This is a genomic window from Rheinheimera sp. SA_1 (genome assembly GCF_001669775.1).
Taxonomy (GTDB): domain Bacteria; phylum Pseudomonadota; class Gammaproteobacteria; order Enterobacterales; family Alteromonadaceae; genus Pararheinheimera.
Genome location: NZ_LXWK01000015.1, coordinates 463,370 through 489,807 on the forward strand (window position 1 = coordinate 463,370; position 26,438 = coordinate 489,807).

General features: G+C 45.9%; 25 protein-coding genes. 1 reads left to right on the plus strand and 24 read right to left on the minus strand.

Annotated elements, in window-relative coordinates:
* Positions 1-5: 5 nt before the first annotated feature.
* The 7 genes from A5320_RS09345 to A5320_RS09375 all read right to left on the minus strand — a co-directional run bounded on the left by A5320_RS09345 (position 6) and on the right by A5320_RS09375 (position 6,541).
* Positions 6-2,288, minus strand: a complete 2,283-nt coding sequence (locus A5320_RS09345; RefSeq protein ID WP_068063743.1) for a putative bifunctional diguanylate cyclase/phosphodiesterase — start codon at positions 2,286-2,288, stop codon at positions 6-8.
* Between the two features lie 338 nt (positions 2,289-2,626).
* On the minus strand, positions 2,627-3,553 hold the full coding sequence (locus tag A5320_RS09350; RefSeq protein ID WP_068063745.1) for an aspartoacylase: 927 nt from the start codon (positions 3,551-3,553) through the stop codon (positions 2,627-2,629).
* A gap of 168 nt (positions 3,554-3,721) precedes the next feature.
* The gene (locus A5320_RS09355; RefSeq protein ID WP_068063747.1) at positions 3,722-3,934 is read right to left on the minus strand and encodes a bacterioferritin-associated ferredoxin; all 213 of its coding nucleotides are present in this window, start codon (positions 3,932-3,934) and stop codon (positions 3,722-3,724) included.
* Between the two features lie 187 nt (positions 3,935-4,121).
* Entirely contained in the window at positions 4,122-4,520 is a 399-nt protein-coding gene (locus A5320_RS09360) for a DUF2750 domain-containing protein (RefSeq protein WP_068063749.1), read from the minus strand.
* Between the two features lie 206 nt (positions 4,521-4,726).
* Positions 4,727-5,617 carry a peptidylprolyl isomerase gene (locus A5320_RS09365; protein WP_082971649.1) on the minus strand — a complete coding sequence of 297 codons (891 nt, stop codon included), beginning with the start codon at positions 5,615-5,617 and terminating at the stop codon, positions 4,727-4,729.
* 48 nt (positions 5,618-5,665) lie between these two features.
* Positions 5,666-6,121 (minus strand): YqaA family protein, encoded by a 456-nt coding sequence (locus A5320_RS09370; protein WP_231916699.1) that lies wholly within the window; start codon positions 6,119-6,121, stop codon positions 5,666-5,668.
* 3 nt (positions 6,122-6,124) lie between these two features.
* Positions 6,125-6,541 carry an MAPEG family protein gene (locus A5320_RS09375; RefSeq protein ID WP_068063751.1) on the minus strand — a complete coding sequence of 139 codons (417 nt, stop codon included), beginning with the start codon at positions 6,539-6,541 and terminating at the stop codon, positions 6,125-6,127.
* 165 nt (positions 6,542-6,706) lie between these two features.
* Here A5320_RS09375 and A5320_RS09380 point away from each other — a divergent pair, with 165 nt between their 5' ends.
* Complete coding sequence (locus A5320_RS09380; protein WP_068063753.1) at positions 6,707-7,297, plus strand: thymidine kinase; 591 nt, start codon at positions 6,707-6,709, stop codon at positions 7,295-7,297.
* Between the two features lie 127 nt (positions 7,298-7,424).
* Here the strand turns inward: A5320_RS09380 and A5320_RS09385 are convergent, their stop codons facing one another.
* The 17 genes from A5320_RS09385 to gspG all read right to left on the minus strand — a co-directional run bounded on the left by A5320_RS09385 (position 7,425) and on the right by gspG (position 26,426).
* Complete coding sequence (locus tag A5320_RS09385) at positions 7,425-9,398, minus strand: polysaccharide biosynthesis protein (protein ID WP_082971650.1); 1,974 nt, start codon at positions 9,396-9,398, stop codon at positions 7,425-7,427.
* A gap of 105 nt (positions 9,399-9,503) precedes the next feature.
* Complete coding sequence (locus A5320_RS09390) at positions 9,504-10,676, minus strand: polysaccharide pyruvyl transferase family protein (protein WP_068063755.1); 1,173 nt, start codon at positions 10,674-10,676, stop codon at positions 9,504-9,506.
* Positions 10,666-11,817, minus strand: coding sequence for a nitroreductase family protein (locus A5320_RS09395; RefSeq protein ID WP_231916700.1), 1,152 nt, complete (start codon positions 11,815-11,817; stop codon positions 10,666-10,668). The genes A5320_RS09390 and A5320_RS09395 overlap by 11 nt, the downstream gene beginning before the upstream one ends.
* Positions 11,774-13,369, minus strand: a complete 1,596-nt coding sequence (locus A5320_RS09400) for an asparagine synthase-related protein (RefSeq protein WP_068063758.1) — start codon at positions 13,367-13,369, stop codon at positions 11,774-11,776. The genes A5320_RS09395 and A5320_RS09400 overlap by 44 nt, the downstream gene beginning before the upstream one ends.
* Complete coding sequence (locus A5320_RS09405; RefSeq protein WP_157605751.1) at positions 13,356-14,621, minus strand: lipopolysaccharide biosynthesis protein; 1,266 nt, start codon at positions 14,619-14,621, stop codon at positions 13,356-13,358. The genes A5320_RS09400 and A5320_RS09405 overlap by 14 nt, the downstream gene beginning before the upstream one ends.
* 314 nt (positions 14,622-14,935) lie before the next feature.
* Positions 14,936-16,300 carry a hypothetical protein gene (locus A5320_RS09410; RefSeq protein WP_157605753.1) on the minus strand — a complete coding sequence of 455 codons (1,365 nt, stop codon included), beginning with the start codon at positions 16,298-16,300 and terminating at the stop codon, positions 14,936-14,938.
* Positions 16,301-16,476: 176 nt separating this feature from the next.
* Positions 16,477-18,576 carry a secretin N-terminal domain-containing protein gene (locus A5320_RS09415; protein ID WP_068063762.1) on the minus strand — a complete coding sequence of 700 codons (2,100 nt, stop codon included), beginning with the start codon at positions 18,574-18,576 and terminating at the stop codon, positions 16,477-16,479.
* Entirely contained in the window at positions 18,573-19,055 is a 483-nt protein-coding gene (locus tag A5320_RS09420; RefSeq protein ID WP_157605755.1) for a hypothetical protein, read from the minus strand. The genes A5320_RS09415 and A5320_RS09420 overlap by 4 nt, the downstream gene beginning before the upstream one ends.
* A complete protein-coding gene (locus A5320_RS09425) occupies positions 19,052-19,597 on the minus strand; it encodes a hypothetical protein (RefSeq protein ID WP_068063766.1) in 546 nt (181 codons plus the stop codon). The genes A5320_RS09420 and A5320_RS09425 overlap by 4 nt, the downstream gene beginning before the upstream one ends.
* Complete coding sequence (locus tag A5320_RS09430; RefSeq protein ID WP_157605757.1) at positions 19,584-20,732, minus strand: hypothetical protein; 1,149 nt, start codon at positions 20,730-20,732, stop codon at positions 19,584-19,586. Before A5320_RS09430 ends, A5320_RS09425 begins: the two co-directional genes overlap by 14 nt.
* On the minus strand, positions 20,722-21,615 hold the full coding sequence (locus A5320_RS09435; RefSeq protein ID WP_157605758.1) for a type II secretion system protein GspK: 894 nt from the start codon (positions 21,613-21,615) through the stop codon (positions 20,722-20,724). Before A5320_RS09435 ends, A5320_RS09430 begins: the two co-directional genes overlap by 11 nt.
* The gene (locus A5320_RS09440; RefSeq protein ID WP_068063769.1) at positions 21,612-22,289 is read right to left on the minus strand and encodes a PulJ/GspJ family protein; all 678 of its coding nucleotides are present in this window, start codon (positions 22,287-22,289) and stop codon (positions 21,612-21,614) included. The genes A5320_RS09435 and A5320_RS09440 overlap by 4 nt, the downstream gene beginning before the upstream one ends.
* A complete protein-coding gene (locus A5320_RS09445; protein WP_068063771.1) occupies positions 22,282-22,716 on the minus strand; it encodes a PilW family protein in 435 nt (144 codons plus the stop codon). Before A5320_RS09445 ends, A5320_RS09440 begins: the two co-directional genes overlap by 8 nt.
* Entirely contained in the window at positions 22,713-23,165 is a 453-nt protein-coding gene (locus A5320_RS09450) for a type II secretion system protein (protein WP_068063772.1), read from the minus strand. Before A5320_RS09450 ends, A5320_RS09445 begins: the two co-directional genes overlap by 4 nt.
* Positions 23,166-23,167: 2 nt before the next feature.
* Positions 23,168-24,370 (minus strand): type II secretion system F family protein, encoded by a 1,203-nt coding sequence (locus A5320_RS09455; RefSeq protein WP_068063773.1) that lies wholly within the window; start codon positions 24,368-24,370, stop codon positions 23,168-23,170.
* On the minus strand, positions 24,370-26,028 hold the full coding sequence (locus tag A5320_RS09460; protein ID WP_197490052.1) for a GspE/PulE family protein: 1,659 nt from the start codon (positions 26,026-26,028) through the stop codon (positions 24,370-24,372). The genes A5320_RS09455 and A5320_RS09460 overlap by 1 nt, the downstream gene beginning before the upstream one ends.
* The gene (gene gspG, locus A5320_RS09465) at positions 26,025-26,426 is read right to left on the minus strand and encodes a type II secretion system major pseudopilin GspG (protein ID WP_068063775.1); all 402 of its coding nucleotides are present in this window, start codon (positions 26,424-26,426) and stop codon (positions 26,025-26,027) included. Before gspG ends, A5320_RS09460 begins: the two co-directional genes overlap by 4 nt.
* Positions 26,427-26,438 lie beyond the last annotated feature (12 nt).

Consider the following 26,438-nt stretch of genomic DNA (forward strand, 5'->3'; position numbering starts at 1 on the left):
AGGTATCACGGTACTTGCTGCAGCTGCTGCGTAATAACGTCTGCTGACTGCGGCCTGGCCAGATAATAGCCTTGCAAAAACTGACAACCGAGCCCGGTTAACGCCGCGGCTTGTTCCTGCGTTTCCACCCCTTCCGCCACCAGTTGTAGCTGCAAACTTTGTCCCATCGCGACAATAGCCCGCACTAAATCACGGCTGCGATCGTTGTCGCCCATCGCCTGTACAAAGGAGCGATCGATTTTTAAAGTCTGCAGCGGAAAACGGCTTAAATAACTAAGCGAGCTATAACCGGTACCAAAATCATCCAGCGAAATTTGCACGCCAATGACCGTGAGCATTTGCAAAACCGCGCTGACTTCGGCGCTGTCATCCAGCAACACCCGCTCGGTGATCTCCAGTTCCAGCTGGGCTGGTTGTAAGTGATACTGCTGCAGCAACTGCTCGACAACATCAGCAAAACCCGGCTGGTTCAACTGCAGCGCCGAAACATTCACACTCATCACTAACAACGACGGGTGATGTTGTTGCCACAACGCCAGCTGCAGACAAGCCTGCTGCAACACCCAATGCCCCAGCTGCACGATATAACCACTTTCTTCGGCCACCGGAATAAACCGATCCGGGCCCACCACCCCAAGACTTTGACTATTCCAGCGCAGCAAAGCTTCCATCTTGGTAAAGGTTGGGGTGCCGCTTTGATAAATCGGCTGATAAACCAAGGATAATTCCTGGCGCACAATCGCCTGTTTTAACTCAGTATCAATAAACAACAGTTGTCTGGAGCGTTCCAGCATCGGCTGGCGGAAACACACCCAGCGCTGCCGGCCTTGTTGTTTCGCCTCGTACATCGCGATATCGGCATGCTTGAGCAAGGTGTCGCTGTCGCAACCATCTGTTGTGGACTCGCAGCTACCGATGCTAATCGACAGCGGCAATACCAGCCCCTGTAACTGAAATGGTTGACTAAACAGCTGCAGTAATCTGCTGGTTATTTGTTGCAACAGGAAAGGAGGTGTGTCGGTTTCTGCCGGATCTGCGGTTGGTATTGCAAATGACAGCGCCAACGCAAATTCATCACCTCCAAGGCGAGCCAATGATAAGTCCGCAAATTCCTGCTGCAGCCGCCTGGCAACTTCCACCAGCAACTGATCACCAATCTGCGGGCCAAAGTTATCGTTGATCCGCTTAAAATGGTCCACATCAAATACCAACACCGCCACAGCCAGTTTCGGTAACAGCGAGTCAATGTGCTGACCAAAAGCGTTGCGGTTGAGCAAGCCGGTCAGCCGATCGGTTGCTGCAGCCTTTTGCAAAGCCGCCTGCTGCGCCTTACGTTCACTGACGTCCAGCAATTGCACCAGACAAAACAGTTGCCCGCGCTCAACATAAGGAGAGCTAATCAGTTCGGCCTGCAAGGTCTGGCCATTGTGTAGCAACAGTTCCGCTTCATCGATATAAGGAGGTTTGGCATCAGCTGCTGCCAACCGTTGAAAGTATTGGTCCGCCATCGCTCTGGTGAGTCGTGGCAACACTTCAGTGACATGTTTACCCTGCAATTGCTGGCGGGAGCTATAGCCCAACAATCTGGCACCGCGGGTATTGGCAGTTCGGATATATCCGGCTTTATCCCGGATCATAAAACCATGACTCAGGCTATCCAGCGTCGCGCGGTAACGCTGGCGGATTTGATCCAGCACCAGATAAAAAAATCCAAACAGACAGGCAATTTTGGCGGCGGCCGCCACCGCCAGTACCGAAGACAGATGCCATTGATATTCACTGGCCAGCGGCATCACCAGGGTCACCAGTGCGCGCGTTAGTAAAATAGCACCGAGCCAACGGTACTCAGGCAACCGACGCCAAAACCAATAGCCACTGAGAGCGAATAATACCGCCATCACCCCATAATGCAGCAGTGCCATCGGAGACAACAACGACTCAAAAGGATCGCCCCATTGCACAGTGGAACGCAGCACCAGCGCGGCAATCAGCAACACCCAGAGTTCACGCCGCCAGTGGGTTAAATCTGCGCCCAGCGCCCAACGGCTGCCAAACCAATAACCACACCAACCGCCTAACGCCAACAGCGTGACAATTTCATAACGCCAGGCATAACCCGGTAGCAACGGCTGTGGTAAATACCAGTATAAAACCATGAAGGTCAGACTGAGATGTCCAAGCCCCCAATACAGTGCATGAAAATCCCGCCGCTGCAGCCACCAAAGGAAAATCAGCAACACACTCAGGAGTACATCCACTACAAAGGAAACCAGTGCCATATCCTGCATTAAAGGCTCCGGGAATAACTTTGGGAAAAAGCATGCGACAGCAATGCCACAACAAGTTCGATGATAATAAACTGATATTCAAACTAAAACTGTATGGCAGCAAGTATTTAAGCTGGAAAAACAAAAATAAATAATGATGAAAGCAACGATAGTCTAGATCTGTTGAAATTAGAGTCGACAGCGGCAGGAAGCCAAATAGTCGTTTTAATTGGTGACCTGCGGCGGACTACCTTCGGTGAGTCCGCCCTACGCTCTGGATACGCTTAACATATTGTTATTAAAATAGAAAACCGTAGGGCGTACTCACGGCGTTAGCGGTAGTACGCCGAACAGGCCAACTACACCTCCGGATAAACCTCTATCCAGACTTTTTCATTCAGCGACATCGCCAGATTATTATCGTAATAAGCAGCTTCGTTGATAAAGGTCGGATAAACCACCTCATTGCCGTCATAAGCAACTTCTTCGCCGCTAAAAAGCGTAAAGAGCGGTTGCCCAGGCTGGATCGGCTGATAATCGCGGTCCTGGATATTTTTATGCACCATGCCAAGTCGTTCGCCATTGGCGGTTACTGGCAACTTCAGACTATGCAGATATCGAAAGGCCTCTACCCGCGCTGGTAATTGTGGCAGAGTACCCAGATTGTAATGCTCGATAAAATCCAGAATATGCTGGGTCATCTCATGCATTTGTTCCAGCACGTCCTGACGTATCACCGACTGCGGCTGGGGTCCGACTTCGACAATCACCCCGAAAGTACCGACAGTACAGAGCAGTGCATGATCTTCAGCTTTGAAATGGTCTTCATCCCGTGAAATCACCGCTTCCGGCATTTTCAGCGCAATATAACCGGCCAGCAAATTATAAATGGCACCGGGCTGGGTCAGAATTAAACAGGCTCCCATATTGCTGGTGGTGTTATGTAAATCAATGAGAAAATCTGTTTTGGCGGCGCCTTTTGGGCCCAACTCGGCATTAATGACCTTGGCACGGCTTTGTTCATAATTAGCAAGTGCGGGATTGGCTAAATCAACGGTTTTGAACTGCCGGTTTAAATCGCTGTCGAGGTATCGTTTATTGGCCTGATGCGCCATCGGATTGGCCAACAGAGTGCGGCAACTGAAACTGGATCTTGTTTTCAGTTCTGGTGCTGCACGGTAACGTTTTTCAAGATAAATACCTGAGAATTCATTGCCATGAGTGCCGCCAACAATAGCGACAGTGCGGATAGGTTTGGTTGCAGCGATGGCTGAAAAATCTGACATGAAAAGCTCCGGCATGTTGGCGAAACATTGGGTGATGCCGGGGAGTATGTTGGCATCAACAAAGACGGCCATTATGCCCTAGCTATCGTTGCTTTTGAATGGAAATAAGATATTCATGCAGATAATGTGGATATAAATAAGAATTTTGCGTTAAACACCCAAACGACATCAAGCCGCTGGACGTTGTTCCAGCACGTTGCAAGGGATGCGCATTTGCTCAGTCAGACTGCGGTTTAACAGATCTTGCGCTGCTGAAGTACATTTGCCACATTGACTGCCAACACCTAAGCATTGTTTTAGCTCACGCATCGAACAAGCACCTTCTGCCACGTGTTGGCGGATCGCTTTGTCGGTCACAGCTTTACAAACACAAATGTACATAACAGCCTACTCCTGAAAATCGCCGTCATCTTAATCTAATTAAGAACAATTATCAATACTGTCGTACAAAATTGCTGCAAGTGGCTGACCGGCCAATAAAAAAGCGAAACAGTTGTTACTATTTCGCTTTTTTGTCGCTTCTGCTGTTGTTGTCACCCGCCACTTCAAGTGGCCAGCTATCTACAGCTTAGTGGCTGCTATCTTCTTCCATCGCTTCAAGCAGGGTTTCCTGCAGTTCGACCGGAGAAATCACGATACCTGGTTCATCCGCATGCGGGAATACCGCGATGGACAGCTCATCGCCGTCTAAACCAGAGGTCCACTTGTCGAGCCAGGTGCTGATATCAACGGCCTGCGCTGAACAATTTGCCCAATCGCCTTCAATCCACAGCTGCGCCACTTCGGCATGTGGCCACACCGGAATACAACGCTCGTCTTCGGCAGTAACCAGGACAAAACCTTCTTCATCGGTCAGGATCCAGATTTTTTCCAAATCAGCTACTGCGGTAATAAAATAATCGTAACGCTGTTCAGCGTCCAATTGGGTCACTTTTTTCAGTTCGTCCGCAGACAATGTGTATTCCATAATTTTACCTTTCACTTGGTTATTGGTATACCCGTCATCCTTGAAGATGCGGGGTTGTTGCCATCTCTCGTCCGCCCTGGTCACATAGACAGCTATGCTCCCAGGGACGCACTCATTCGGCGCCTACCCGCATCTTCAATGATTTTGGGTATAGATACCCGCTATGATGACCCAAACTCGGACTTTCGCCTAGTTTTTTGTCGATGTCAGCGCGGCTTTAACCGCACTGGCACCTGGCTATAACAAATATCCAGCGCACCGTTCCCTTTGTGTTTAAAGAAGTCATTGCCGCGCGTCCGACGCTGCGCCAAAGCGTCGATAAAAGCCGGGCTGCTGGTGTCCTGCCATTGCAAAGCTAAACGAGCGCTTTCGGGTAAATCACTGCCCAGCGTGGCGCTGATAATCTTACTACGCGCCTTCGGATCAGTGATAATCCCGCCGGACTGTGCCGGAGCATACTTGACGCCGTTTAACAGCTCAGCGCCCCACACGACTTTGGCAAATACCGACATATTCTGATCCAAATGCCGCGGTGCCTGACCACGCATCAAGGCAAAATCGGTGGTGCCACTATCGGCATTGGTGTCGCGCGCCATATTGACGGTCAATGGGCAACTCAGCAGCCATTCCTGTCCATTGTCCCTTCCCACCGCAAACCCCTGATTAAAACCCGTTTCAGCGGCAAACATTTCAGGTTTTTGCACTAAGGTATAGCGATCGGCGGCTTTCACCGGCCAGCTGAATTCAGCTTTGACCCCAGGCCAGTTTTGGTTGGTCAGTGTTGGATGTTTTTCATCTTCCGGCAAACCGGCTTGCAACACAAATTGATCAATCACCCGGTAAAACGTGAGTCCCTGATAAAAACCAGCCCGAACTAATTGCCGGAACCGTTCAGTGTGGCGTGGTGCAAATTGGTCAGCCAGTTTGAACACCACAATGCCATGCTCTAATTGCAGATAAACCAGTTCCGATTGGGGTATATCCAGCCAGATTTCCTTTGCTGCGACTTCTGCGGCATTCGCCTGCGCCATCATACAAAAGCTGGTCATCAAACTAACACCAGCTAGCAACCTGCTCACTTTACCAATTAACTTCATCCGTTAATTCCTTGTTCGCTAAGACTTCATTGAAATACGTAACACACATCAACCGGCTGGCAAAGGCAACAACTGATCGGCAGCCAGCAACAACACCGCATAACGGCCGCCTTTGGCGACAAATACCATCAGCACAAACAACGGCAAGCGCATCCGCATCACCCCAGCGACGATGGTCAGTGGATCACCAACGATCGGTAAAGAGCTCAGTAGCAAGGCTGGCGTGCCAAACCGGCCAAACCATTGTTGTGCGCGCGCCATTTGCGGCGCTTTGACCGGAAACCATGACCGGTCCGAAAAGCGTAGCGCCTGTGATCCTAACCACCAATTAACACATGATCCCAACACATTACCAAAAGTGGCCACTCCCCATAATAAAACAGGGGTAAAACCATGCCACCACATGCCCGCCATCACCACTTCTGAACTACCTGGCAACAAAGTCGCCGAGGTAAATGCGCTGACCAGTAGTAACAGCCAGGGCCATATAAACCAATCAGTCACCCGCTACACCAATAACATTAATATAAAACGGACCCAGAATGCCCATAACACCACACAGCTGATTAAAAACAGATTAAACCGCCTTCTGACATGGTTGGAGGTAATATGCACGATGCTGTGTAACAAGCGCAGAGCCATATAGAGCGCACCTAGCAGCACAAACACCAGATCGGCCAGTTGAAAGTGCAGGACAAACAACACGCCGAACATAAACAACATCGGCATCTGGAACTGATTGTCGAAATTGCGGCTGGCGGTGATCACCCCTTCATTGGCGCCAGCCAAATCCATGGTGCGAAAGGCGCCCAGACTGATTTCTTTATTTCTGGCAGCGCTGAAACGCCGCCGCCCCATAATCACCATAATGACGCTGATTAACAGCACCTCGGCCACCACAGTTAACACTAAAAGTTTATCCACAATCTGCTCTCCTTCTGTTTGTGATCTCAGAGTAATGCATTCAGCCCGTTGACTCCACTGCAAAATTTGTCTGTTTGGTGGCCTGGTGAAAGCCGCTGACAACACTTCTGTATTGGCAGAGCAACCGGTTATACTGTGGTCTTTTCCAGCAAGTACGGGCTCACCATGGCACAGTTGTATTTTTATTATTCGGCGATGAATGCCGGCAAATCCACAGCCTTATTACAAAGTGCATATAACTATCAGGAACGTGGCATGAATGCGGCTATTTTTACCGCCGCGCTGGACGACAGGTACGGTATTGGCAAAGTCAGTTCACGGATTGGTCTGGCGATGGATGCGCTGTTATTTGACGCCGAGTTGAATTTCCTGACGCAATGTCAGAACTTAAAACAACAAGGACGGCTCGATTGTGTGCTGATTGATGAAGCACAGTTCTTATCAAAGGCACAAGTTCGGCAGTTAACCGATGTGGTTGATAGCTTACATGTACCGGTGCTGGCGTTTGGCTTACGGACCGATTTTCTCGGAGAAACCTTTGCCGGCAGTCAGGCGCTGTTGGCCTGGGCCGATAAACTGATTGAACTCAAAACCATTTGTCATTGCGGCCGCAAAGCGAATTTTGTGGTACGACTGGATCAAGATGGACAAGCTTCAACAGCGGGTTCGCAGGTACAAATTGGCGGCAATGACAAATACGTTTCCATGTGTCGCAACCACTTTAAACAGCTGGTGTGGCAACCTTCGGAAAGTTAATTTAGTTGCAGTAGGTTGTTATGGCATGAGGAAAGCTGGTGCACGGATACACCGCTGTTATACAAAGCAAATCGCCACAGCCTTTAAACAAAGCTGTAGCGATCCTGACATCAGTTCATTAAGTCTTTTAACTAGCGCGCACCACTGCGGGCACTTCGCTAACCGGCTTAAATACCGGGCGCACCGGACTATGGTTTTTATCGCTGTTTTTGTCGGCAGTTTTATGCCCGGCATCCACCAAATCGCTGATCGGACTACTGTGATTAAACCCGGTCGGCGCTTCGGTAATAAGCTGCACAATTTGCGTCACGGCAAAGTTTTCACAATGATGCTCGAGCTGCCGTAGTAATTCCGCCATTTCTTTCCACGACATCGACACTTCATCGGCGGCCATAATCCGCGGATGGGCGGTTTGCCGGACATTTTCGCCAATCAGCAACTCTTCATACAATTTTTCACCTGGTCGTAAACCAGAAAACGAAATCTCAATGTCGCCATCCGGATGTTGCTGATCTTTGACTTCAAGCCCCATCAAATGCACCATGCGTCGTGCTAGATCAGCGATCCGTACTGGCTCGCCCATATCCAGCACAAACACATCACCGCCCTTGCCCATAGCGCCGGCTTGAATCACCAACTGGGCAGCTTCCGGGATGGTCATGAAATAACGGATAATTTCCGGATGGGTCACCGTCAGCGGCCCACCATTACGAATTTGTTCGCGAAATAACGGCACCACTGAACCAGAAGAACCCAGCACATTACCAAAACGCACCATACAAAAACGGGTGTGATGCTGACGCGTCGACAACCCTTGTAATACCAATTCTGCCAGGCGTTTAGACGCGCCCATAATATTGGTTGGCCGCACCGCTTTATCGGTCGAAATCAACACGAAGGTTTCAACACCGGCGGCAATTGCTGCTTCTGCCGCACACCAGGTGCCAAACACGTTGTTACTGACCCCTTCAACGATATTGTACTCAACCAACGGTACATGTTTGTAAGCTGCAGCATGGTACACCGTTTGCACCTTAAAGCTTTGCATCACTGCCTGTACTCTGGCTTGTTTTTGTACGTTGCCAAGAATAGGTTTTAACTTTACATCGACGCCAAGTTCTTGAATATAAGCGGCTAACTCTTGCTCAATGCTGTAAAGTGCAAATTCTGACGCTTCAAACAACACCACCATCGTCGGTTCGTACTGGACGATTTGGCGACATAATTCCGAGCCAATCGAGCCACCGGCACCACTGACCATTACCACTTTTTCTTTAATATTAGCGTGCATCAGTTTTAATTTTGGCGCGACCGGGTCGCGGCCGAGCAAGTCTTCGATTTTGACATCCTGCAGTTCATCAATCCGCATCGAGCCATCCACAATATCGCTCATACCGGGCACGGTTTGTACTGGAATTGGTAAATTATCTAAGGACTCAAGTACTTCTCTGCGCCGCGCACGACTGGCCGAAGGCATCGCCAATAAAATTCGACTGACATTTTTTGATTTTACGATAGCAGCAATTTGCGCCGGGCTACCAACATGCATACCGAGGATGGTTGAGCGTTGTAAGGTCGCATCGTCATCCACAAAGGCTACAGGATGAAATTGTTCGCCATTCAAAAGCGCTTGTGCCAGTTGGCGACCTGAAGACCCAGCACCATAAATAAGTACGCGCTGCTTGTGACCATTATGACGCTGGAATAAAAACATCCGAGCCACCAGGCGTAAGCCACCACTGGTCACTAACGCCAGAATGGCATACACAAACACCAGATTACCCTTATCGGCAATACCAACCAGCTGAAATAACATCACCAGGATCATCGCGTTACTCAAAATACCCGCGAGCACCGCGCCAAGTGCATGCTGCCCGATATAACGAATAACCGCACGATATAAACCCAATTTGGTGAAAGCCAGAATCGTAGCAGGTACAGATAACAAAAAAATTGGGAAGGTTTGCAACAAAGCTGCGAGTGGAATTTCCTGAGTAACGTAAACAGCAACCAACATTGAGAATGTCAAAAACCCAACATCAGCAATTACTGAAATTGCACGTTTGGCATAACGTGGCAAAGACAAAAGCCATTCAAGCATTCATTAAACTCCCTGGTTCCGCGATGATTACAAACTGAAGACAACGGAAATCGTTGCTAGTATAACGGATAACGCTATTGTTACACCATCGAATGCTACAGTCTGTCACTTAACCTGCTCTGAACTTGCTTTCAAACCATTAGCAACGGCAACGACGACTTGTTGCCATAATTGTTTGCTTTGGGTTTGATAATAGTTGATGGCAGCTTGAGCTTGTTCGGTGTTTGCCAAGGCTATTGCAAGTAAAAATAAAGCTTCCAGCTGCGCCGCGTCAACATCTGGCTGTAACAGACAACCTGCCTGCTGATATTCGCTGAACAAAGCTTCGTATTTATGACTCCAACTTGTACCAAGGCATGGTACGCCGGACGATAACGCACTGACACAACCGTGGAAACGTGAACAAACCACCAATTTACTGACAGTAATCCAGCCTTTCACTTGACGCGGATCCGGCTCGTTAATCACTCGTAGTGGTGGCTGATATTTGCTTGCTATCAACTGACAGATGGCGGCATCCGCTATACCTTCATGGTTCAGTAACACCGGTTCAAGTTGCTGGCTAAAAGCTGTATTAACCGCTAATTCCAACACCCGTAGATAATTTGCCTGCCATTGCAGATTGAGATTTTTTTTACTTAACATCGCCGCATTCGGAATGATCAGGCAAAGCGGTTTTTCAGGCTGTTCTTCAGGCAGCTGCGGCTTTACCAGATTGGTAAAATCTGCAAACTGCTGCAGGTTTGCACTGCCGCCCAACAATGGATGCAAATGCTGAAAACTGGCATCGTCTCTTGGGCAGACCAGCCAGGCAGCTGGTAAGGCAGTTTGCAGCTGCAGTTGTTCACTCTGACCAGTAAAAGGTCCAAAGGCCTGTGGTAGCAACACATAACCTTTGTGATGCCGCTGCAGTCTTAAGATCTCATCCGTCAACACCTTGATGTTACGTCCACCCCATTGATCACCATAGGCAAAACCAGACGCATCCAACACCCAGTCGATATCGACTTCAAACACCACTCCAAGCCAATGGCGCAGGAAACTGCGAAAACGTTTTGGCAGCCAGTAACTCAGCGCATTAAAATCATAACCTTTAAAGCGTAACGGCAGTTTTTGCAGCGCACCTAATAATGCTCTGGCCTGATAAGGCGAGTTTTTATTCGGCGCCAATGCAACCTGCGCTTGTGGCCAGTGTTGTTGAATTTGCTCCAAACAAGCATGCAGCATGAGCTCAGCACCTTTGTTGACAAATTGCACACCTCGAATTTCAATCAACATGCTGAATTTCCCTGACTAACAATTGATCATCTTTCTTTTGAGAATACGCAATACCACCGTCGGGATCGGCATAACCAACCGCTAATAACATGACAGGCCGTTCATAGATTTCCAACTCTAATTTCTGCTGCATCAATTTTTCACGAAACTCAATGTCCGGCCAGTTAATTGGGCAAGTCGATAAACCTAATGTTTCCAGCGCGAGCATCAATTGCATGGTGGCAAGGGATGAATCAATATAAATTACATGACGATCTCTTTCAGCTGGATAGCAACTTAAATCTCCGACGACCACCAACAGACAAGGAATATTCTCAGCAAAACCTGTGGTGCCCATTGCCAGACTGGCAATTTTTGCAGCATTCTTGCTACCATTAATCACGTCAAACCGAAACGGTTGACGGTTGCAAGCTGAAGGTGCCTGATTTGCGATATTTACCGCCTGGCGAATGATTGTGACGTCTACAGCCGTTGGTAAAAACCAACGTACCGACCTTCGTTGTCTAAATAACTTAGATAACGACGCAAAGCTTACTTCGGCACGTACCGCCTCACGTTTGGTATATGGTGACGCTTGCGTCGTGTCCTTTGCGGCGACGACAGGCAAGTTAATAAATTGCTGTCGGGCCAAATCAACCAGCTTGTTCCGACCGTCACTCACCACAGAAAAGTAACACGTCAGAACTTGAAATGCCCAATTTAACTCGGCCTGATCGAAGTCGGGATAACGATGAAGATCAGCATAATGATGAACAGTTTCGCCGATATAATCACTTGCAAAAACGGGTCTGCGAGGCTGCATGATCAGGCCTTTCTCCAGACGATGAATATTCCGTCTCAACAAAGCGCTACTGTTCACCACCTGATTCAGCTTCTGCCGATAAGCTGACCGACCTTTTAATATCGCCAGATGTTCACGATGGAACTGACTGCTCAGCAAAAAATAGTAAAAAGAGGCTAGCCAACGATGGCTGGCAAAAAAATAACTAAAAGCTGCCGAAACAGTCTCGAGTTTTTGTTTAATGGATACTTTTTGCTGTTCGCTGAACAGACTCACCAGAAGTTTTCTCATGAACACCAAATTGCGCCAACGCGCTTTATTTCTCTTGAAGGTCTCTGCCGCATTCTCGTTGGTGGGCATTATGGTAACGATGCCTGTCAGCAAGCAAAAGCGTTTTCTCCGCAAGATAGCCGAATAAATTGCCGCTGTGTTTTGTAAGACGGAGCCGATAAAGCAACCAACGATGGAAAGGAACAACAGTCAACAGTCTGTTTCTGTCAGTAAAATAATCCAGTACAGCACCGACCCTTTCCAAAGTTTTATGACGTTTGGGCTTTTTCGGTGGAGCCTGATAGCCAGGTAATAATTGTAACGAAAACTCGTTAACCCATTCCTGCCACAGTATCTGATTTAGCCTGAACTGCTGCGGAACTGCCTGCCAATAATTGACAAAATCGCGTTGCCAGAATGGCATCCACCATTCAAGCTGAAAAAACTCATAATAACGATTTGAATTCACTATTAGTTTCGATTGGCGTTCCCTAAAATTCCAAGCTTCAGCCAGATCTGCAGCGTCGATACCAGATTGTTGTTCGGAAATCTGTATTAACTGGTCGCGTAGTTTTGCTTGTAATTTTAGTTTATCAGGACAATATCGTCTGAGCTGATAATGAGTTTTCCACAAATAGTTCATAGCAACATCTTCTATCGTAGAACTGAGCGAGGTTGTATGTGGACGATGTGCACCACTGACAAAGTCCCCGGTATGTCCCGGGATAATCAGCGCATCCGATTGAATAATACCTTGGCCTGACAATATGCGAACGGCCGGAAAGACTTGGATATTAGGCACCGATACGCCACTATGAACAAATAACGAATACTGCTCAAACTCGGCATCGAAGCGGAGTGAACTGAAAGTCAGCGAGTCGTAATAAACCGGATACCAAGTCACACCCAATTGATTGCAGAGATTACGAGCATTGACCAACTCCCAGCTATCAGCGGCACCAAACGTAAAGCAACAAATGTTGGTATACCCAGCTTGAAACAAACTCAGCAATAACGCCTTGGAATCCAATCCGCCACTGAGCGGAACGACAATTTGCCGGCCGGCTGCTTTACTCATTAATTGCTGGGTTAACGAACACATGATGGCTGATAATTCTTGTTTAAGGTCTGGCTTGGTCAATTGCCGCCCTGGCGTCGGCAAAAATTCAAAGCAACTTTCTATCGTGACTGCGCTACCATTCCAATCTACACAACTTGCGGCAGGAACTTGTGACACACCAGCCATAGTCGTTGCGGCACCAGTGACATAACCCAATTGTAAAAACTCAGATCTGGATAGCGTATCTGGTGAATTTAATCCCAATTGCGCCACAAGCAGTTCAATATCATCCGATATCCATAAATCGACAGCAGTAGAAACATAAAAGAGTGGATAACTACGTAATCTATCACTGACAAGATAGACGTTGGTCGCGGTGCACCATATAAAAGAAAAAAATCCATCAAGAGATTCTAAATATGAAGTAAGCGTTTTTTCTGACAATAATTGAAGTTGATTCAATAGAGCTTGTGGACTTAACAACTTGCCGTCTCGTATCGCTTGACCTGCACAGGTAAAACTGCAGTCAACAGTCTGATATTTTGTATATTTATGGGTTATGTTGATATTAGGTTGCAGCATTGTCGGGGACTACCTGTGGACTAGAGTTTTTGGCGACAGCCTTAAAAGCTATCCCAATAATAACAAGATTATGAATACAGCCTGCCGCACCGTACAATCCCAACGCCCACCAGACAGATTTGAAAACAATTGCCCCGGCAGCTATAGCCGAACACCTGATGATAAAGGTAAAAATATTGAGGTAAAAACTAACTTTTTGCTGACGCAACACCATCAGTGTCTTTAATGCCGGTGCATTGAGGCATACAAGGAAATACCATGGCACTAACCACAAAGCATAGTGCCCAGCAGATTGCCATTCGTCACCAAACAAGAAAGCATAAATAGCTTCTGCATAAAGCCCCAACAATGAAAATGGCAACAACAATACTATAAATAGTGCTCCGGTGCATTGTAACAAAAACTTACACAATACCCTTCTATTATCAAGCAATCGAGCGGCAAGTGGATAATAAACATCACCAGCAGCTTTGTTGACCAGCATAGATGGCGCGACCAACAATAATACAGCGATGTTTAGAAAAGCGAGAACATCAAGCCCAAACCAGTAACTAAATAGCAATAACGGAATGCTTTGTGACCAGGCATTAAACGCCAGCTGACTTGCCTGATACGTTGGAAAAACCGAGAATTGCTGGTAGGTTTGCTTTAGATCAGACCAGCGCCAACATAAATTTTTTTCAGTAGTTTTGGCTGCCGCCAAATAATATAAACACGCCAAAGCTACGGGTTGCAATATGGCCGTCACGAGCAGCCAATGTGCATCTGCTTGATAAAGCCCTAATAAGACACGGCTCATACAAAACAAAAATGCCACCGACAGCACGACCACAGCCTGCTGTTTTAAACGGCCAGCCAACAAACATCTCTGCTCAGCCAGGCTAGCAATCCCGGCGCCACATATTGCAATAAAAGGGCCGTACAGAAAAAGCGGATTGGCATTCTGGTAATAAAACCAATACCCCCAAAACAATAGCTGCACGAGAGTGGCTGTGGTGATTGTGGCGAAGACGGCTAGTTTTGAAAGATATAGTCGTTGAGCTTCGTTATTTACGAGCGCTAATGCTGAAGGAAAAGCGAGTGAAGCCCAAGGTAAAAACAACAACATGATTGCATTAAACTGAGCGAACGCCCCTAGCTCTGTTGCATTATAATTGCGGGTTAAAACCAGGTAACTAGCCAGCTGTAACAGCTGACTAAACAGCGCCACTCCAACCATTAAAACGGCTTGACGTTTGAACAGGCTGAACAACAGTAACTGTACCTCAAGGTCAAATTTCTGATAAAAAAAAAGCTCAACAAACGGTTGTCGAGCTCATAAATGAAATTGAATTCTGTCAACTTTTATTCTATAACAACCGTCGCAAAAAAGCCCAACTTATTTGAACTATTTTTGCTTAATTAAACCAATAAAAACAAGTAACTGCCTTTCATGCATGATCTGCAGATGTAGTAAGTAACAAATATGACAAAAGAGTGGATGCCTCTACGCAAAATAATATGGCAGCATAGGACTATAGGTAAAAAAAAACGGGCCTGATGGCCCGTTTTTAGCAACTCATATAATTATGGGTTAACAACTTTAGTAGCAACTACTGGTGAATCGTTGTTCACGATTGCACGCTCAGAAGTAGCATTGTCAACATAAGCAGAGTATACAGAAACTGAATCAGCTTTTACATCAGTGATTAAACGGATAGCAACTGTACCATTGATGAATGGAGTAGCAGCTTCAGCCATCTTCTGACGAATCACGCCTGCCAGTTTAGCAGTTGCTTTCGGGTGAGAAGTACCAACTGTTACGTTCGACAGAACTGGAACTGATTTACCAGTAACAGCATCTGTAGCCCATACGTCAGCATAGATAGTACCAGTCTGTGAACCGTTGTTGGTCAGGTTAACAACTTGACTGAACAGTTTCTCACCAACAGTACCGTACACCATGTATGGAACAGTAACTACTGAACCGTTTACAGTCCAAGCACCAGCATTCAGAGCAGCTTGAGTTAATGAAGCAGTAGATGCACCGTAACCATGTGTAGCAACTAAAGAGAACGAAGTTGGGTTAACTGCAACAGTGTCAGCACCCTGATCGATATCTAAAGTAAGAGTTGCGCCAGTTGTAGCAGCATTACACGCAAACGTATAGCTCGTTGCAGTGATTGCTGGAGTTCCAACAACAGCACCAGCTGTACATACTGGAGCAGCAACAGTTGCGTCTTCAGCCCAAGAGAAATCGCCATTTACTACAAATGTAGTTGTGCCTTTAGCAACAGCGCTGGTGTCACCTGAGTTGTTGGTCAGACCAATAGTCAGCACGTCAGTAGTAACAGCACCAGTGAAAGCCTCACGGTCAGCAGCAACATCTAAAACACCGTCAAAACGGTTTACAGCAGTGACAGCAGCAACAAACTGGTCACGAACGTTAAACAACGCGCCTGAAGTCAGATCAGCATCAGCGTTATATTCAACTGGTGTATCTAAAGCACTTGTAGATGTGCCCAGAGTAGCACCATAAGTTACGTTCACTTTACCCAGTGCTACTACGTCAGCACCCTTGAACACGAGCGCTGTAGCGCCAGTGAAGGTGAAAGAACCATGAACAGCACCAGCGCCTGTAATTTCAGTTACACGATAAGTAGCTGAAGTAGCTGTCTGACCTGTACGGCCCAAGGTCACAGCGTTTGCGCCAGATGACGTGATGCTAAGAGGAGCAGTTTTCAAACCACCAGTGAAAGTAAAAGTAATTGTGTCGCCTACTGCGTAAGCAGCTTCAAGTGCAACAACTACGTTACCAGCAGTCAAATCACCAGCAGTAGAACCTTGTTTAGATACGTTTACTACGTTTGTAGTTACGTCAGCTGCGAAGGCCGAGAAGCCGAAGCCGGCTAATGCTGCAGCTACGAGAGTCTTTTTGAACATTGTCTTCATTAGAACATTCTCCAATTTCATGAAATTGAAACTTATCGGCATCTTGCCTTAGTTTCTTGTTTTATAAAGAAGCTGGGGCAACCCAATTTCTAACCCACATTCTATTACCGCGACAGAGATTGTCAACGATAAATTTTTAAAAAACCTCAAGAAAATCACAGCAACTTGTATAGAAGTTACTCAGTAAGCCGTAACAACGACATTTGTTGACTTAGCTTATCACTGATCGCCTGCCACTGAGTAGTATTATCTAAAACTTTTGGCGTTATCAAGATAATAAGCTCAGTCTTAGTCACGTTATCTTTTTCACTTTGAAATAACTTACCTAATATCGGCAAGTCTGCTAGAAACGGCACCTTAGAGTGAGATTTGGTATTATTCTCCGACATCAGGCCTCCTAACAGGATGCTTTGACCACTCTGCGCTATGACTTCAGTTTTTATACTACGTTCAAAAAAAGATGGGCTACCCGCAACTTGTACACCACCATCGACCGTGTTCGATATTTTCTGTTCAATCGCCATCACTACCAACCCTTGCGCGCTGATCGTCGGCGTCACTGAAAACTCAACACCGGTTTTCCGATAAGCAACTGTGGTGCTTTGGGTATCGGTACCAGGGTTGATCGTAGTGGTACCAACCGTTGGAATATCGGAACCAACACCAATGACCGCGTTAACACCATCACGCACGACAATCGAAGGGCTAGACAACAAATTAACCCGACTATCGGTTGCGGTGAGTTGCAAAAGAATTTTATCTAAGCCGTTATTGTAACCAATATTCAAGCCGCCTATTTTGGCGACGCCTAACGCCCCGGAAGTTCCCATACCCAGCATGCCATTTCGAATTGCGAACTCGACTCCCATTGCAAACTCATCGGTTAATGTTACTTCGGCAATAGTCGCTTCTAACAAGATCTGTTTTGGCATCACATCAAGGCGTTTTACCATAGGCAGAATGTTTTGGTACTTTTTACCTGTCGTGTAGAAAATCAATGAGTTCGAGCGGCTATCCACCGTCATCATCAGATCATCGGTACTGACCTGAATATCATTTTGACTACCTGTCCCAGCACCTGGTCGCACATTGGCGCTATTTTGAGGTGTCGTCACTGGCATTTCTTGTGCCGACTGCGTATCTCGGGTTTGGTTTGCGCTGCTATTCTGTTGGCCGAATAACGCGCCTACCGACTCACCTAAGTCACTGGCACGGGCATAACGTGGATGATAGATAAAATAACTTCTGGCGCTACCCTGGCTCGGTTGATCAAGTTTACTTGCCCAAAATTGCACGCGGTCAATATAAAGATCGTCGGCAGCAAACAGCGCTACAGCACCAATTTGCTCAAGGGGGATCACCACCATGTTGCGGTTGCCCGGTTTACCAATATCGACTGGTAGGCCTTCACTCAATAACAGCTCATTCAGTTGTTTAACAAACTCTTCGACTGAAATATAAGTTAACCGTAACAAACCGACGTGTTTACCTCTGGCTGCTGGCGCATCAAGGATGTTGAGCAAATCAAGGGCGCGCAATATCTCTGTGCGCTCGCCCTGAATTGAGTAAGCACTTTGCCCCTGAACTTCTTCCACTCTGGTATTGGTCAATTCGGTCAACACCCGTTCAATTGACAAATCGCGGTTATATAAAATAGGGACTATTTGGGTGAGTGTACCTGGCATTTGCGGCACGTCATTTGGGTTTCGGCCAAAACCGAGGGCGATACTCGCGGTCTTCGCCTGTTCAGCTTTGTGAATATAAAAAACATCTTCCCGCTCGGTGATTGCCACTTGTTTATCAGCGAGGATCTGCATGGCCATGGTAAAAAGCTTCCGCGCACCCACCGGCGTTTGTACCTGCAGACTGACCTTTTGTCCGGTCGCTGCGACATCGTCAGCAATAACGTAGTTCACTTTAAGTAAATCACCAAAAACGAGGTGGATAAACTGAGCCAGTTCCATATTTTCAGCCGCGAGTTCAAGCTCACCTTGTTGGCTGAATTTACTGGTTAAATCCATCTGACCTGCAAATCGTCTTTGTTGTTGTTGTAGCGGCGTCAACGACTGATAACCAAGCGTACTGGAGTTTTCAATTTCAGAAACTACCGGCTGGTTAGTCTGTTCGGCAAAGTCATCACCATTCGCAATTCTGGATTGCTGAACTGAATAGGTTTTTGGATCGGAATTTACACAACCGCCGAGACAAAACGACAGCGCAATCGCAACCACGATGCGACGACGGAAACCAATTACCTCTGAAACCAAAAAACTCATAATGACTCTCTTTCCTGTGGGCTTGAATTGTCAAACAAACGCAATTTTATTGATCGATCATGATGTTGCATCTCGACTAGTTTGCCTTGCACGCGAGAAACAGAGATGCCGGAATATTGTTCGCCTTCCATCAGTTTAATAATTTCATCTTTATTGTTTTTAATGTCCTTAGCGGACATCACAGCAGTGTACTGCCCCGATTTGAAGAAAATCGCCAGTAAAGTAAATTTATATTGTGCCAGAACAGCGGAATCAAAATTTTGGCTCTGCGCATTTTCACCCTTTGTTGACGATTTAAAATTTGCGATCAGTTTTTTCAATTCTGCAGGTATGGCTGTTGGAACTACGACTTCTGGTATCGATGCTTCAGTCATTTGCAGGTCTTTTGCATCGACATCCAGATAAATTCGGCTGAAAAAGTCAGCACTGAAAATCATCGACAATATACAAATCGTAATGAAGATTGCAGACTTATTCACGGTGCCACCACTTGATAGAGAAGCTCTATATTAAAAGTAACATTCGTTTTTTTATCCAGAGCCAGGTTGCCACGCCAGTCAAAATTCATCGAGATAACCTTTAACCCGAGTTGCTGATCTAACTGGTGGCCAAAAGATACAATGTCTGTTAACGCTCCCGAAACACGGAACGTAAAAAGACCTCGTTGTAAGCCAGAGGGCTGATCATTTCCCTGCACACCCCAGTTAAAAAACTCCAACTGCAGGTTGTGATCCGCAACTCTTTTGTTGAAATCCTGTTGTATGCGCAAGCCTAGTGTCTGTTCGTCTTCGGCAACCAGCAATAAAGCAAGCTGGTCACTATACACCTTTTTGAGTTGCACTAGGTCAGTGCTGACCTGCTCTTTTTGCTCCAGCAAACGTTCAATTTTCATCTGGCGTGTTAATACGGTAGTTGTTTCCAGAACTTTCTCTTGTTGGGCGTCATACCAAGGTACCCACAAAAACTGCAAACTCGCCAAAACCAGAATAACTGCAATCATCAAAGGCTTATTTTTTAGCATCTTCGGCCTCTAATCGGAATTCAATTTTAATACTGAACGAGTCCAAATCGCGTTCTCGGCGAGTTGGGTCAGTAAAGGTTGCTCTGCTCACATAGGATAACTTCGTGAGCGCTTCGATAAGTCCGGTAGCTACTGGTGTTGTGCCTTTTACAATCAGATGGCCATTTTGCCACTGAAATGAGGAAAGGCTCACACCATTGTCTAACAAATGCAATAATGTTGACCACACAGGCCAGGTATTTTCATGCTGCAACAACAGCTGCTGAGCCTTATTTAGTTTTAATTGTAATTCTTCGACCTGTTGTTTTTCAGTCATAACCAGATCTACATCCGAACCAAAACTTGCTACTATTTTTGAAGCTGAGCTCTCGGTCCAATGCAGATAAAAACTTGAAAGTGAGAGGTAACAAAGCAAACCTGCAACAGTTGATACTCCAATTTCTCGCCACGGTAATGGCTGAGCTTGCTGTCGTTTATAGCGGATGAAATTCAGCAACGACGTAGGAGATATACTCTTAAGCCCTTTCATCAACAATGCAGGTTTATCGCTAGGCTGAATGTCAATTTCCTCAATATCTTGCGGGACGCCATTTACCATAGAAAAGGTGTCAAGATCTCCACAAATTATGTTTGAAATTTGTGAGCTGAAATGTGCTGCCCTGACATACAAAAACCACGACTGCCCCTCGTCTCTAATGACCGACTTACAATGCCGGTCTTGTAAAGCTGCATGGAGAACCACGGACTCAGGCAGCAGAATACTAAAGGCAGGTAATGCAGATATTAATTTTGTGTCAAAAATAAAGGTTTTCACCAAACTTTGATGATTAGCTGTCTTCTGAATTAGATGAATACAGTCACGCCCTTCAAACTGTTGATTTAACACAGCCTTTAAGTCAGAGCTACTTTCGATTGGATACACTTTTTCAAACTCGAGATATGATCGACGCGCCGCAATGTAGACCAGGCCTTTACTGGGACTGGCCTGGGTGCCGATGCGCCACTTATAAGATTCGACAGCAAATACATAACAATCTTCAAGTGTTTGAAATCGAAGCATTGGAGTGATGAAACGAGCGACAATGCCAGCCAACTTACTGCTGAACATCGGTGATCTATCTGGATTAGTTGACATGGCTATATTTTTGATATTCCCAGAAATAAAACGGAATTGTTTCGTAAGGATTAATGACAACCGTCAATTTACGCGTTAGCTTAACATCGTTAAGAACGGCTGTGAAGCTTAGCTCCAGTGCGTTGCCGGGCAAAGGACTGAAACCCTGATCATATTCCAACCCCGTCAGTTCCAAAAAACTTTCCGGGGTCAATTTGCCTTCGTTTCTCAAAGAAAGAACCAGCGACAAGGAAGGTTCGCTAATGTACAACGCCATCTGTTCAGCTGTCATCGCAGCTGGATTCAGAGTTTTTGATGGATAAGTCGTAAGATTCGGAGCTAACTGCCGAAAAATCGTGTCATCTACACCTTGAATAAACCGAAGTTCGTCGACTAATTGCAGACCGGCATTTCTGATCGGGAGTGGTTCAGTAGATTCAATATAACGCTGCATATATTCAGGGATAACAGCACGAGGCAATATAAGTACATTCAAATCATTTGACGCCTTCGTGGCTTCGGCAGCGTTAATACCATGCAAATCAAATATATATTTCATTTGTTTAATATTATAAATAGAAAAAAAACCCGCTACATCACGTATTTGAACTTCACCATGTGGGATAGCAATAGACTCCCCATAAAAATTCCAGCGATTTGGCAACTCCAGCACACTGCTTTGCTGCTTGCGACTATGTGTCAGTAACGAAAACAACAGCTCAGATTCCTGACTGTGCAGTCTAACCATCGCGTCAGCTCGGTCTTGAATTTTCTCAGCTTCGATGAGTTGCGACTTTGAATTAAAGACCACTGAAATCATGAGTACCGACAACATCACGCTTAGCAATAATACCTGTATCAGCGCTACACCACGGTGTCGCCCCACGTCAATGGAAGTAGTCAAAAAGCCTCCGTCGCAACTTTTGCAGCAACAGCCTCTGCCCGGCTTGCAATGCTGGCATATATTGGAAAACCGGCAATGTTGATCTGTACTTTTTCAGGATGAGTAAAAGCTGTTAACCCGTCGTGCACATGAAGCCACCTGCGCCGGTCAATTATTTGATCATTTTCATCCATTTCGACTGGTTCGCTTGCATTCGGAATTGCAAAATATTGAAACTCGATATCTTTAATATCACGCAAAACGACCAGTCGCTCTGAAAAATTTAACCGCTGATTTGCCCCAACCAGCCATGTATTTTTCAGGCTAGCTTCTTCATAGACAAGACGATATTGTCCTACATCATCCAATTCAGTAAAAATTCTAATCACTGCCGGATAGCCAGTATTGACGATTGGATTGGTCGTTATCGCGGTAAATCCATCTTGCTTGCCGAGAAAATAAAAACCAACTTTTTCTTTTTCATTAACCAAATACGGCACGATGCCATGTAATGCGCTGTTAAATAAATCAAAAGTTTTGAGTTGGGTAAATGCAATACTGACGTTGTCTTTTTCCTTCCGCCACTGTTTGTCGTACAGTTGGTAGCCGAACATCGCCATCACCAACATCATCAACATGATGCTGGTCGCAATTAACAATTCAATCAGAGTAAACCCTTGTTGGTGCTTACTCATCTTGTGGCACCGCCATTTTTAACCAAGCTATTTCTTTGAAGTTAAATTCTCGCGTTTTGCTAAGGTACTGCAACTGCAAATTGACGTTATAAAGTCTAAACCGTGGTTGATAAGTCACAGTTTGTAAATTTTCGACAATCATCGACTCAGGCGGCGGCAGAAAGTGTTCTGTTGTTGCAGACCAGCGAAACTCGACCTGCTGAAAAGCACCATCACCATGAAGTTCTGCGATAGGATTGTCCCGAATTTGCTGTCGGATCGTATCGAGAATAAAAGGCAATGGCGCATGTAACAACACCACATTTTCAGCTTGCTTACTGTTGATTCTCGATTGACTAAATGTATTTGCCGTTAAAGAAAGTACCGTCAAAAGAATCACTGAAGCTATTAATACTTCCACCAAAGTAAAACCCTTTGACTTCGTCATAATACATTCGTACCTGTTCTTTCGCGGTTGGTATTAAACCGGTACTCCACTTTTTTTGACCGAATAAAAGCATCCACCCCAGCGGACATTACATAACCATGATGATTAAAATGAATTTCTTGTTTAGGGAAAAATACATAAGTGTACTGATAAGTTTTTTCTTTCGTAGCATTCCCCTTGGTAAGGCTTAGCTCGGTACCATCGAGGTGCAAAATATAACTTTCGCCGTCCAGATAGGCCTCTTTAGCGACCAACTCGAATACCCGTTGTACTTCCATCCATTCCGCAAAAGCTTTACTTCGTTCAACCTGAGTCTGAGACAATGGGCCAACCAACATCATGACTACACTTATCACAGCCATGACCACGATCAGCTCTATCAACGTAAAACCACGGCTGCCTTTACTAAAAAGTAGGGTTTTACTGTGTAGCTGAGGCGAAATAAACAAGATCAGATCCCAATGTCGGTAACAGTCGTGATACTAAGCATCATGATCACCACAACACCCCCAACTAAACCGCCCATCACCACAATCAACAAAGGTTCCAGTAAACTGGTAAGACGGGTTACCCACTGCGAAAACTCGCGCTGACTACGTAGGGCAATTTCCTGAAAAATGCGTCCCAACTGCCCACTTTCCTCACCAACAGCAAGCAAAGACGCAAAAAAATCAGGGAACAATGCACTTTGCCTTAAACAAACTGACAATAACTCGCCTTGTTTTACTTTCGAAATGGCAATATTAATCTCACGTCTAACCTCGCCATTTTTAATATTATTACTCGAAAGATCCAGTGCGCGATCGATAGCGACTCCGGCGTTAAGCATCATCGATAAACCAGAATTAAAACGAATTCGCTCAACCAACAGCACTGCAGTGCGGAACATTGGCAAGCGGATTATAATTTTTTGTAAAGCGGCCTGAGTTGCGGGTTGTCGCATTAACGACGCTGAAGCTATACCAGTCACAATCAGTCCAAGTAGAAGATACCATTGATAATTAATCAGCCAAGTCGACATTCCCAACAACATCGAGGTGTACCAAGGCAGTTCCAGATTACCTTCAAATAAACCAGACATATTTGGTACGACATAATTAAAAATAAACACCACTGACAACAAACAAACTACGAGGATGATCATTGGATACATTAATGCGGTAATTATTTTCTGCTGCAATTCGCGCCTGAAGACCAGGTCAGTAGCCAGCTCACGAAATACGTTTGCAAGATTCCCGGTTGCTTCACCGATACCCACCAGATTAATGTAAAGCGGATCGAATAAGCTACCGGTGGCTGCGAGTGCTTGCGACAGTTGCTTGCCGCTTTTCAGTTCAGAGCTAAGTTTTGTAAGGAGCTTGATCAGGGCAGGTTTTTTGCTGGTTTTCCTCAGTAGCTCAATCCCTTTGTCTATCTTAAGACCTGCATCCAGCAACACTGATAACTCAGACGTCAGGAACTCAATATCAGCCAAACCAAGTTTTTCTTCACCAAATATCGACTGTTGTTGTTGACCGCTGACTGCAGTAATCGACTTCACCATAATCCCACGCGCACCGAGGGTTGCTCTTGCTTCCGCTATTGATGCAGCGTCAATATCACCGGAAGCTTTGGCACCGGACTGATCAAATCCCTGATAAGTAAAAGATGCCATTAGCCTGCGACCCTCAAAACTTCTTCAATGGTTGTTGAGCCTTGCAGTACTTTTAACATACCGTCTTCGAGCAGATTGCGGCCTCCACGATTTTTATTTACTTCGCGGGCTTTCAGAATAAAATTTTCGTCTTTGGGTATATGGCGGATTTCATCATCACAGCGTAGGTACTCAATCATCGCCAAACGACCTTTATAACCAGTGTGGTTACATAAGTCACAACCAACGGCTGTTCTGACATTAACCGGCGAGATTTCAAATTTTGTCGCTATATTGGCTAGTCGATATTTATCTACAATTTCTTCCGTATTAGCTGCCGGAACACTGCAGTGTGGACATAGACACCGAACGAGCCGCTGCGCCACGATCGACACTAAAGCGGCATTAAGCAAAAACTCTTCGACGCCTAAATCTAACAATCGGGTGTAAGCACTGGGCGCGTCATTGGTGTGTACCGTCGAAAAGACCAAATGTCCGGTGAGCGCTGATTGCATAGCGATGCTGGCCGTTTCTTTATCACGGATTTCACCCAGCATAATAATGTCCGGATCTTGCCGGACGATACTACGTAAACCAGCCGCAAAATCAAAACCAATATCGGACTGAACCTGAACCTGGTTGATCCCGGTAAGCTGATACTCAACCGGGTCCTCAAGGGTAATAATCTTAACTTCCGGGCTATTCAGTCGGTTCAAAAACGTATAGAGACTGGTTGTTTTACCCGAGCCTGTAGGACCTGTTAATAACACGACCCCTGCAGTTGTTTTAATGTCTTCAAGAATTTTCTGTTCAATGTCCGCAGAAATGCCTAAAACTTTCATGTCGTAATTAATCGCATCTTTACGCAAAAAACGCATTACAACGCTCTCACCATCATTCAACGGCAACGCTGACACCCGGATATCCAGATCGATACCACCAATCCGCATTTCGATTTTTCCATCCTGCGGCCTGCGCTTTTCGGCAATATCCATACTGCTAAGAATTTTTAATCTTGTGGTGACAGGTAATACCAGGTGCGTTGGAACTGTATCAATATCCTGTAGCACCCCATCAATACGGAAGCGGACTTTCGCTTTGCCCTGATTTGGCTCTATATGCATGTCAGACGCCCGCATACGTAGAGCTCGTGTGATCAAAGAGTTCAGTAGGTTTACTGTTGGAGCTTCAGCAGCGAGCTCGCGAAGACGCGCTTCCTCGACCGAATTTAAGGCTGCGGAATCAGCAAAATTGTCGGAAAGCTCAGACTTACTACGCAACAGATTAAATTGATCTTGATTGACTATTTTGATAGTAAAATCAATGTTATGCGCCGTAATAATTTCCTGTGCATCCTTGTTAAACGGCGCATAGGTTGCAAAACAAAATTGATCACTTTCAACACTAAAAGGTAACCAGCCCCGGTCATACAATTCACCTAGGGCCAGTGCTTTACAACGTTCAGGAAAAACCCAATCAGCTAAATCTTCATCATTTAAGTATGGCAAATCAAGCAGTTTTGCATACAACTCTGGCAAAACCTCTGTTGATAAACTGCCCATACTGATCAGAATATTTTCCAGCTGCCCACTGTACTTCAACTGATAACTTTTGGCTTTTTCCACTTCAGCCCGGGAAACACCAAATTGTTCTTCAAGCAGGGATGCCAGATCTATCATTGCAAAACAATATCCGCATTGTCATCGGCGCCACCAACTCGGCCATCTTTCCCATAAGACATTAAAGAGAATGTCTTGCCGTCGATGCCAGGCACTGTATAAACATAAGGATTACCCCATGGGTCCAACGGAATGTCCTTTGGCAAATAAGGACCATCCCAGTTTTTCTTACTGCTTTTGATCAATTCGTCGAGATTTTCCGGATGTTGGCCTAAATCAAGACGATAGGTATCCAGTGCAGTTTCGATTAATTTTAACTGAGTCTCAGCCGTCTTAATCTTTGACGAATCAACTTTTGAAAACATTTTTGGTGCTACCAGGGAAGCAAGTAACCCAAGGATAACCAGGACTATTAACAGCTCAATCAAGGTAAAACCTTTCATTTTACTTACTTTCATTCATAACCTCAT

Coding starts and splice junctions, on each gene's coding strand:
- A5320_RS09345 (WP_068063743.1), bottom strand. CDS start 2,288: ATGCAGGATATGGCACTGGTTTCCTTTGTAGTGGATGTACTCCTGAGT.
- A5320_RS09350 (WP_068063745.1), bottom strand. CDS start 3,553: ATGTCAGATTTTTCAGCCATCGCTGCAACCAAACCTATCCGCACTGTC.
- A5320_RS09355 (WP_068063747.1), bottom strand. CDS start 3,934: ATGTACATTTGTGTTTGTAAAGCTGTGACCGACAAAGCGATCCGCCAA.
- A5320_RS09360 (WP_068063749.1), bottom strand. CDS start 4,520: ATGGAATACACATTGTCTGCGGACGAACTGAAAAAAGTGACCCAATTG.
- A5320_RS09365 (WP_082971649.1), bottom strand. CDS start 5,617: ATGAAGTTAATTGGTAAAGTGAGCAGGTTGCTAGCTGGTGTTAGTTTG.
- A5320_RS09380 (WP_068063753.1), top strand. CDS start 6,707: ATGGCACAGTTGTATTTTTATTATTCGGCGATGAATGCCGGCAAATCC.
- A5320_RS09385 (WP_082971650.1), bottom strand. CDS start 9,398: ATGCTTGAATGGCTTTTGTCTTTGCCACGTTATGCCAAACGTGCAATT.
- A5320_RS09390 (WP_068063755.1), bottom strand. CDS start 10,676: ATGTTGATTGAAATTCGAGGTGTGCAATTTGTCAACAAAGGTGCTGAG.
- A5320_RS09395 (WP_231916700.1), bottom strand. CDS start 11,817: ATGCCCACCAACGAGAATGCGGCAGAGACCTTCAAGAGAAATAAAGCG.
- A5320_RS09400 (WP_068063758.1), bottom strand. CDS start 13,369: ATGCTGCAACCTAATATCAACATAACCCATAAATATACAAAATATCAG.
- A5320_RS09410 (WP_157605753.1), bottom strand. CDS start 16,300: ATGAAGACAATGTTCAAAAAGACTCTCGTAGCTGCAGCATTAGCCGGC.
- A5320_RS09415 (WP_068063762.1), bottom strand. CDS start 18,576: ATGAGTTTTTTGGTTTCAGAGGTAATTGGTTTCCGTCGTCGCATCGTG.
- A5320_RS09425 (WP_068063766.1), bottom strand. CDS start 19,597: ATGCTAAAAAATAAGCCTTTGATGATTGCAGTTATTCTGGTTTTGGCG.
- A5320_RS09430 (WP_157605757.1), bottom strand. CDS start 20,732: ATGTCAACTAATCCAGATAGATCACCGATGTTCAGCAGTAAGTTGGCT.
- A5320_RS09440 (WP_068063769.1), bottom strand. CDS start 22,289: ATGAGTAAGCACCAACAAGGGTTTACTCTGATTGAATTGTTAATTGCG.
- A5320_RS09445 (WP_068063771.1), bottom strand. CDS start 22,716: ATGACGAAGTCAAAGGGTTTTACTTTGGTGGAAGTATTAATAGCTTCA.
- A5320_RS09455 (WP_068063773.1), bottom strand. CDS start 24,370: ATGGCATCTTTTACTTATCAGGGATTTGATCAGTCCGGTGCCAAAGCT.
- A5320_RS09460 (WP_197490052.1), bottom strand. CDS start 26,028: ATGATAGATCTGGCATCCCTGCTTGAAGAACAATTTGGTGTTTCCCGG.
- gspG (WP_068063775.1), bottom strand. CDS start 26,426: ATGAAAGTAAGTAAAATGAAAGGTTTTACCTTGATTGAGCTGTTAATA.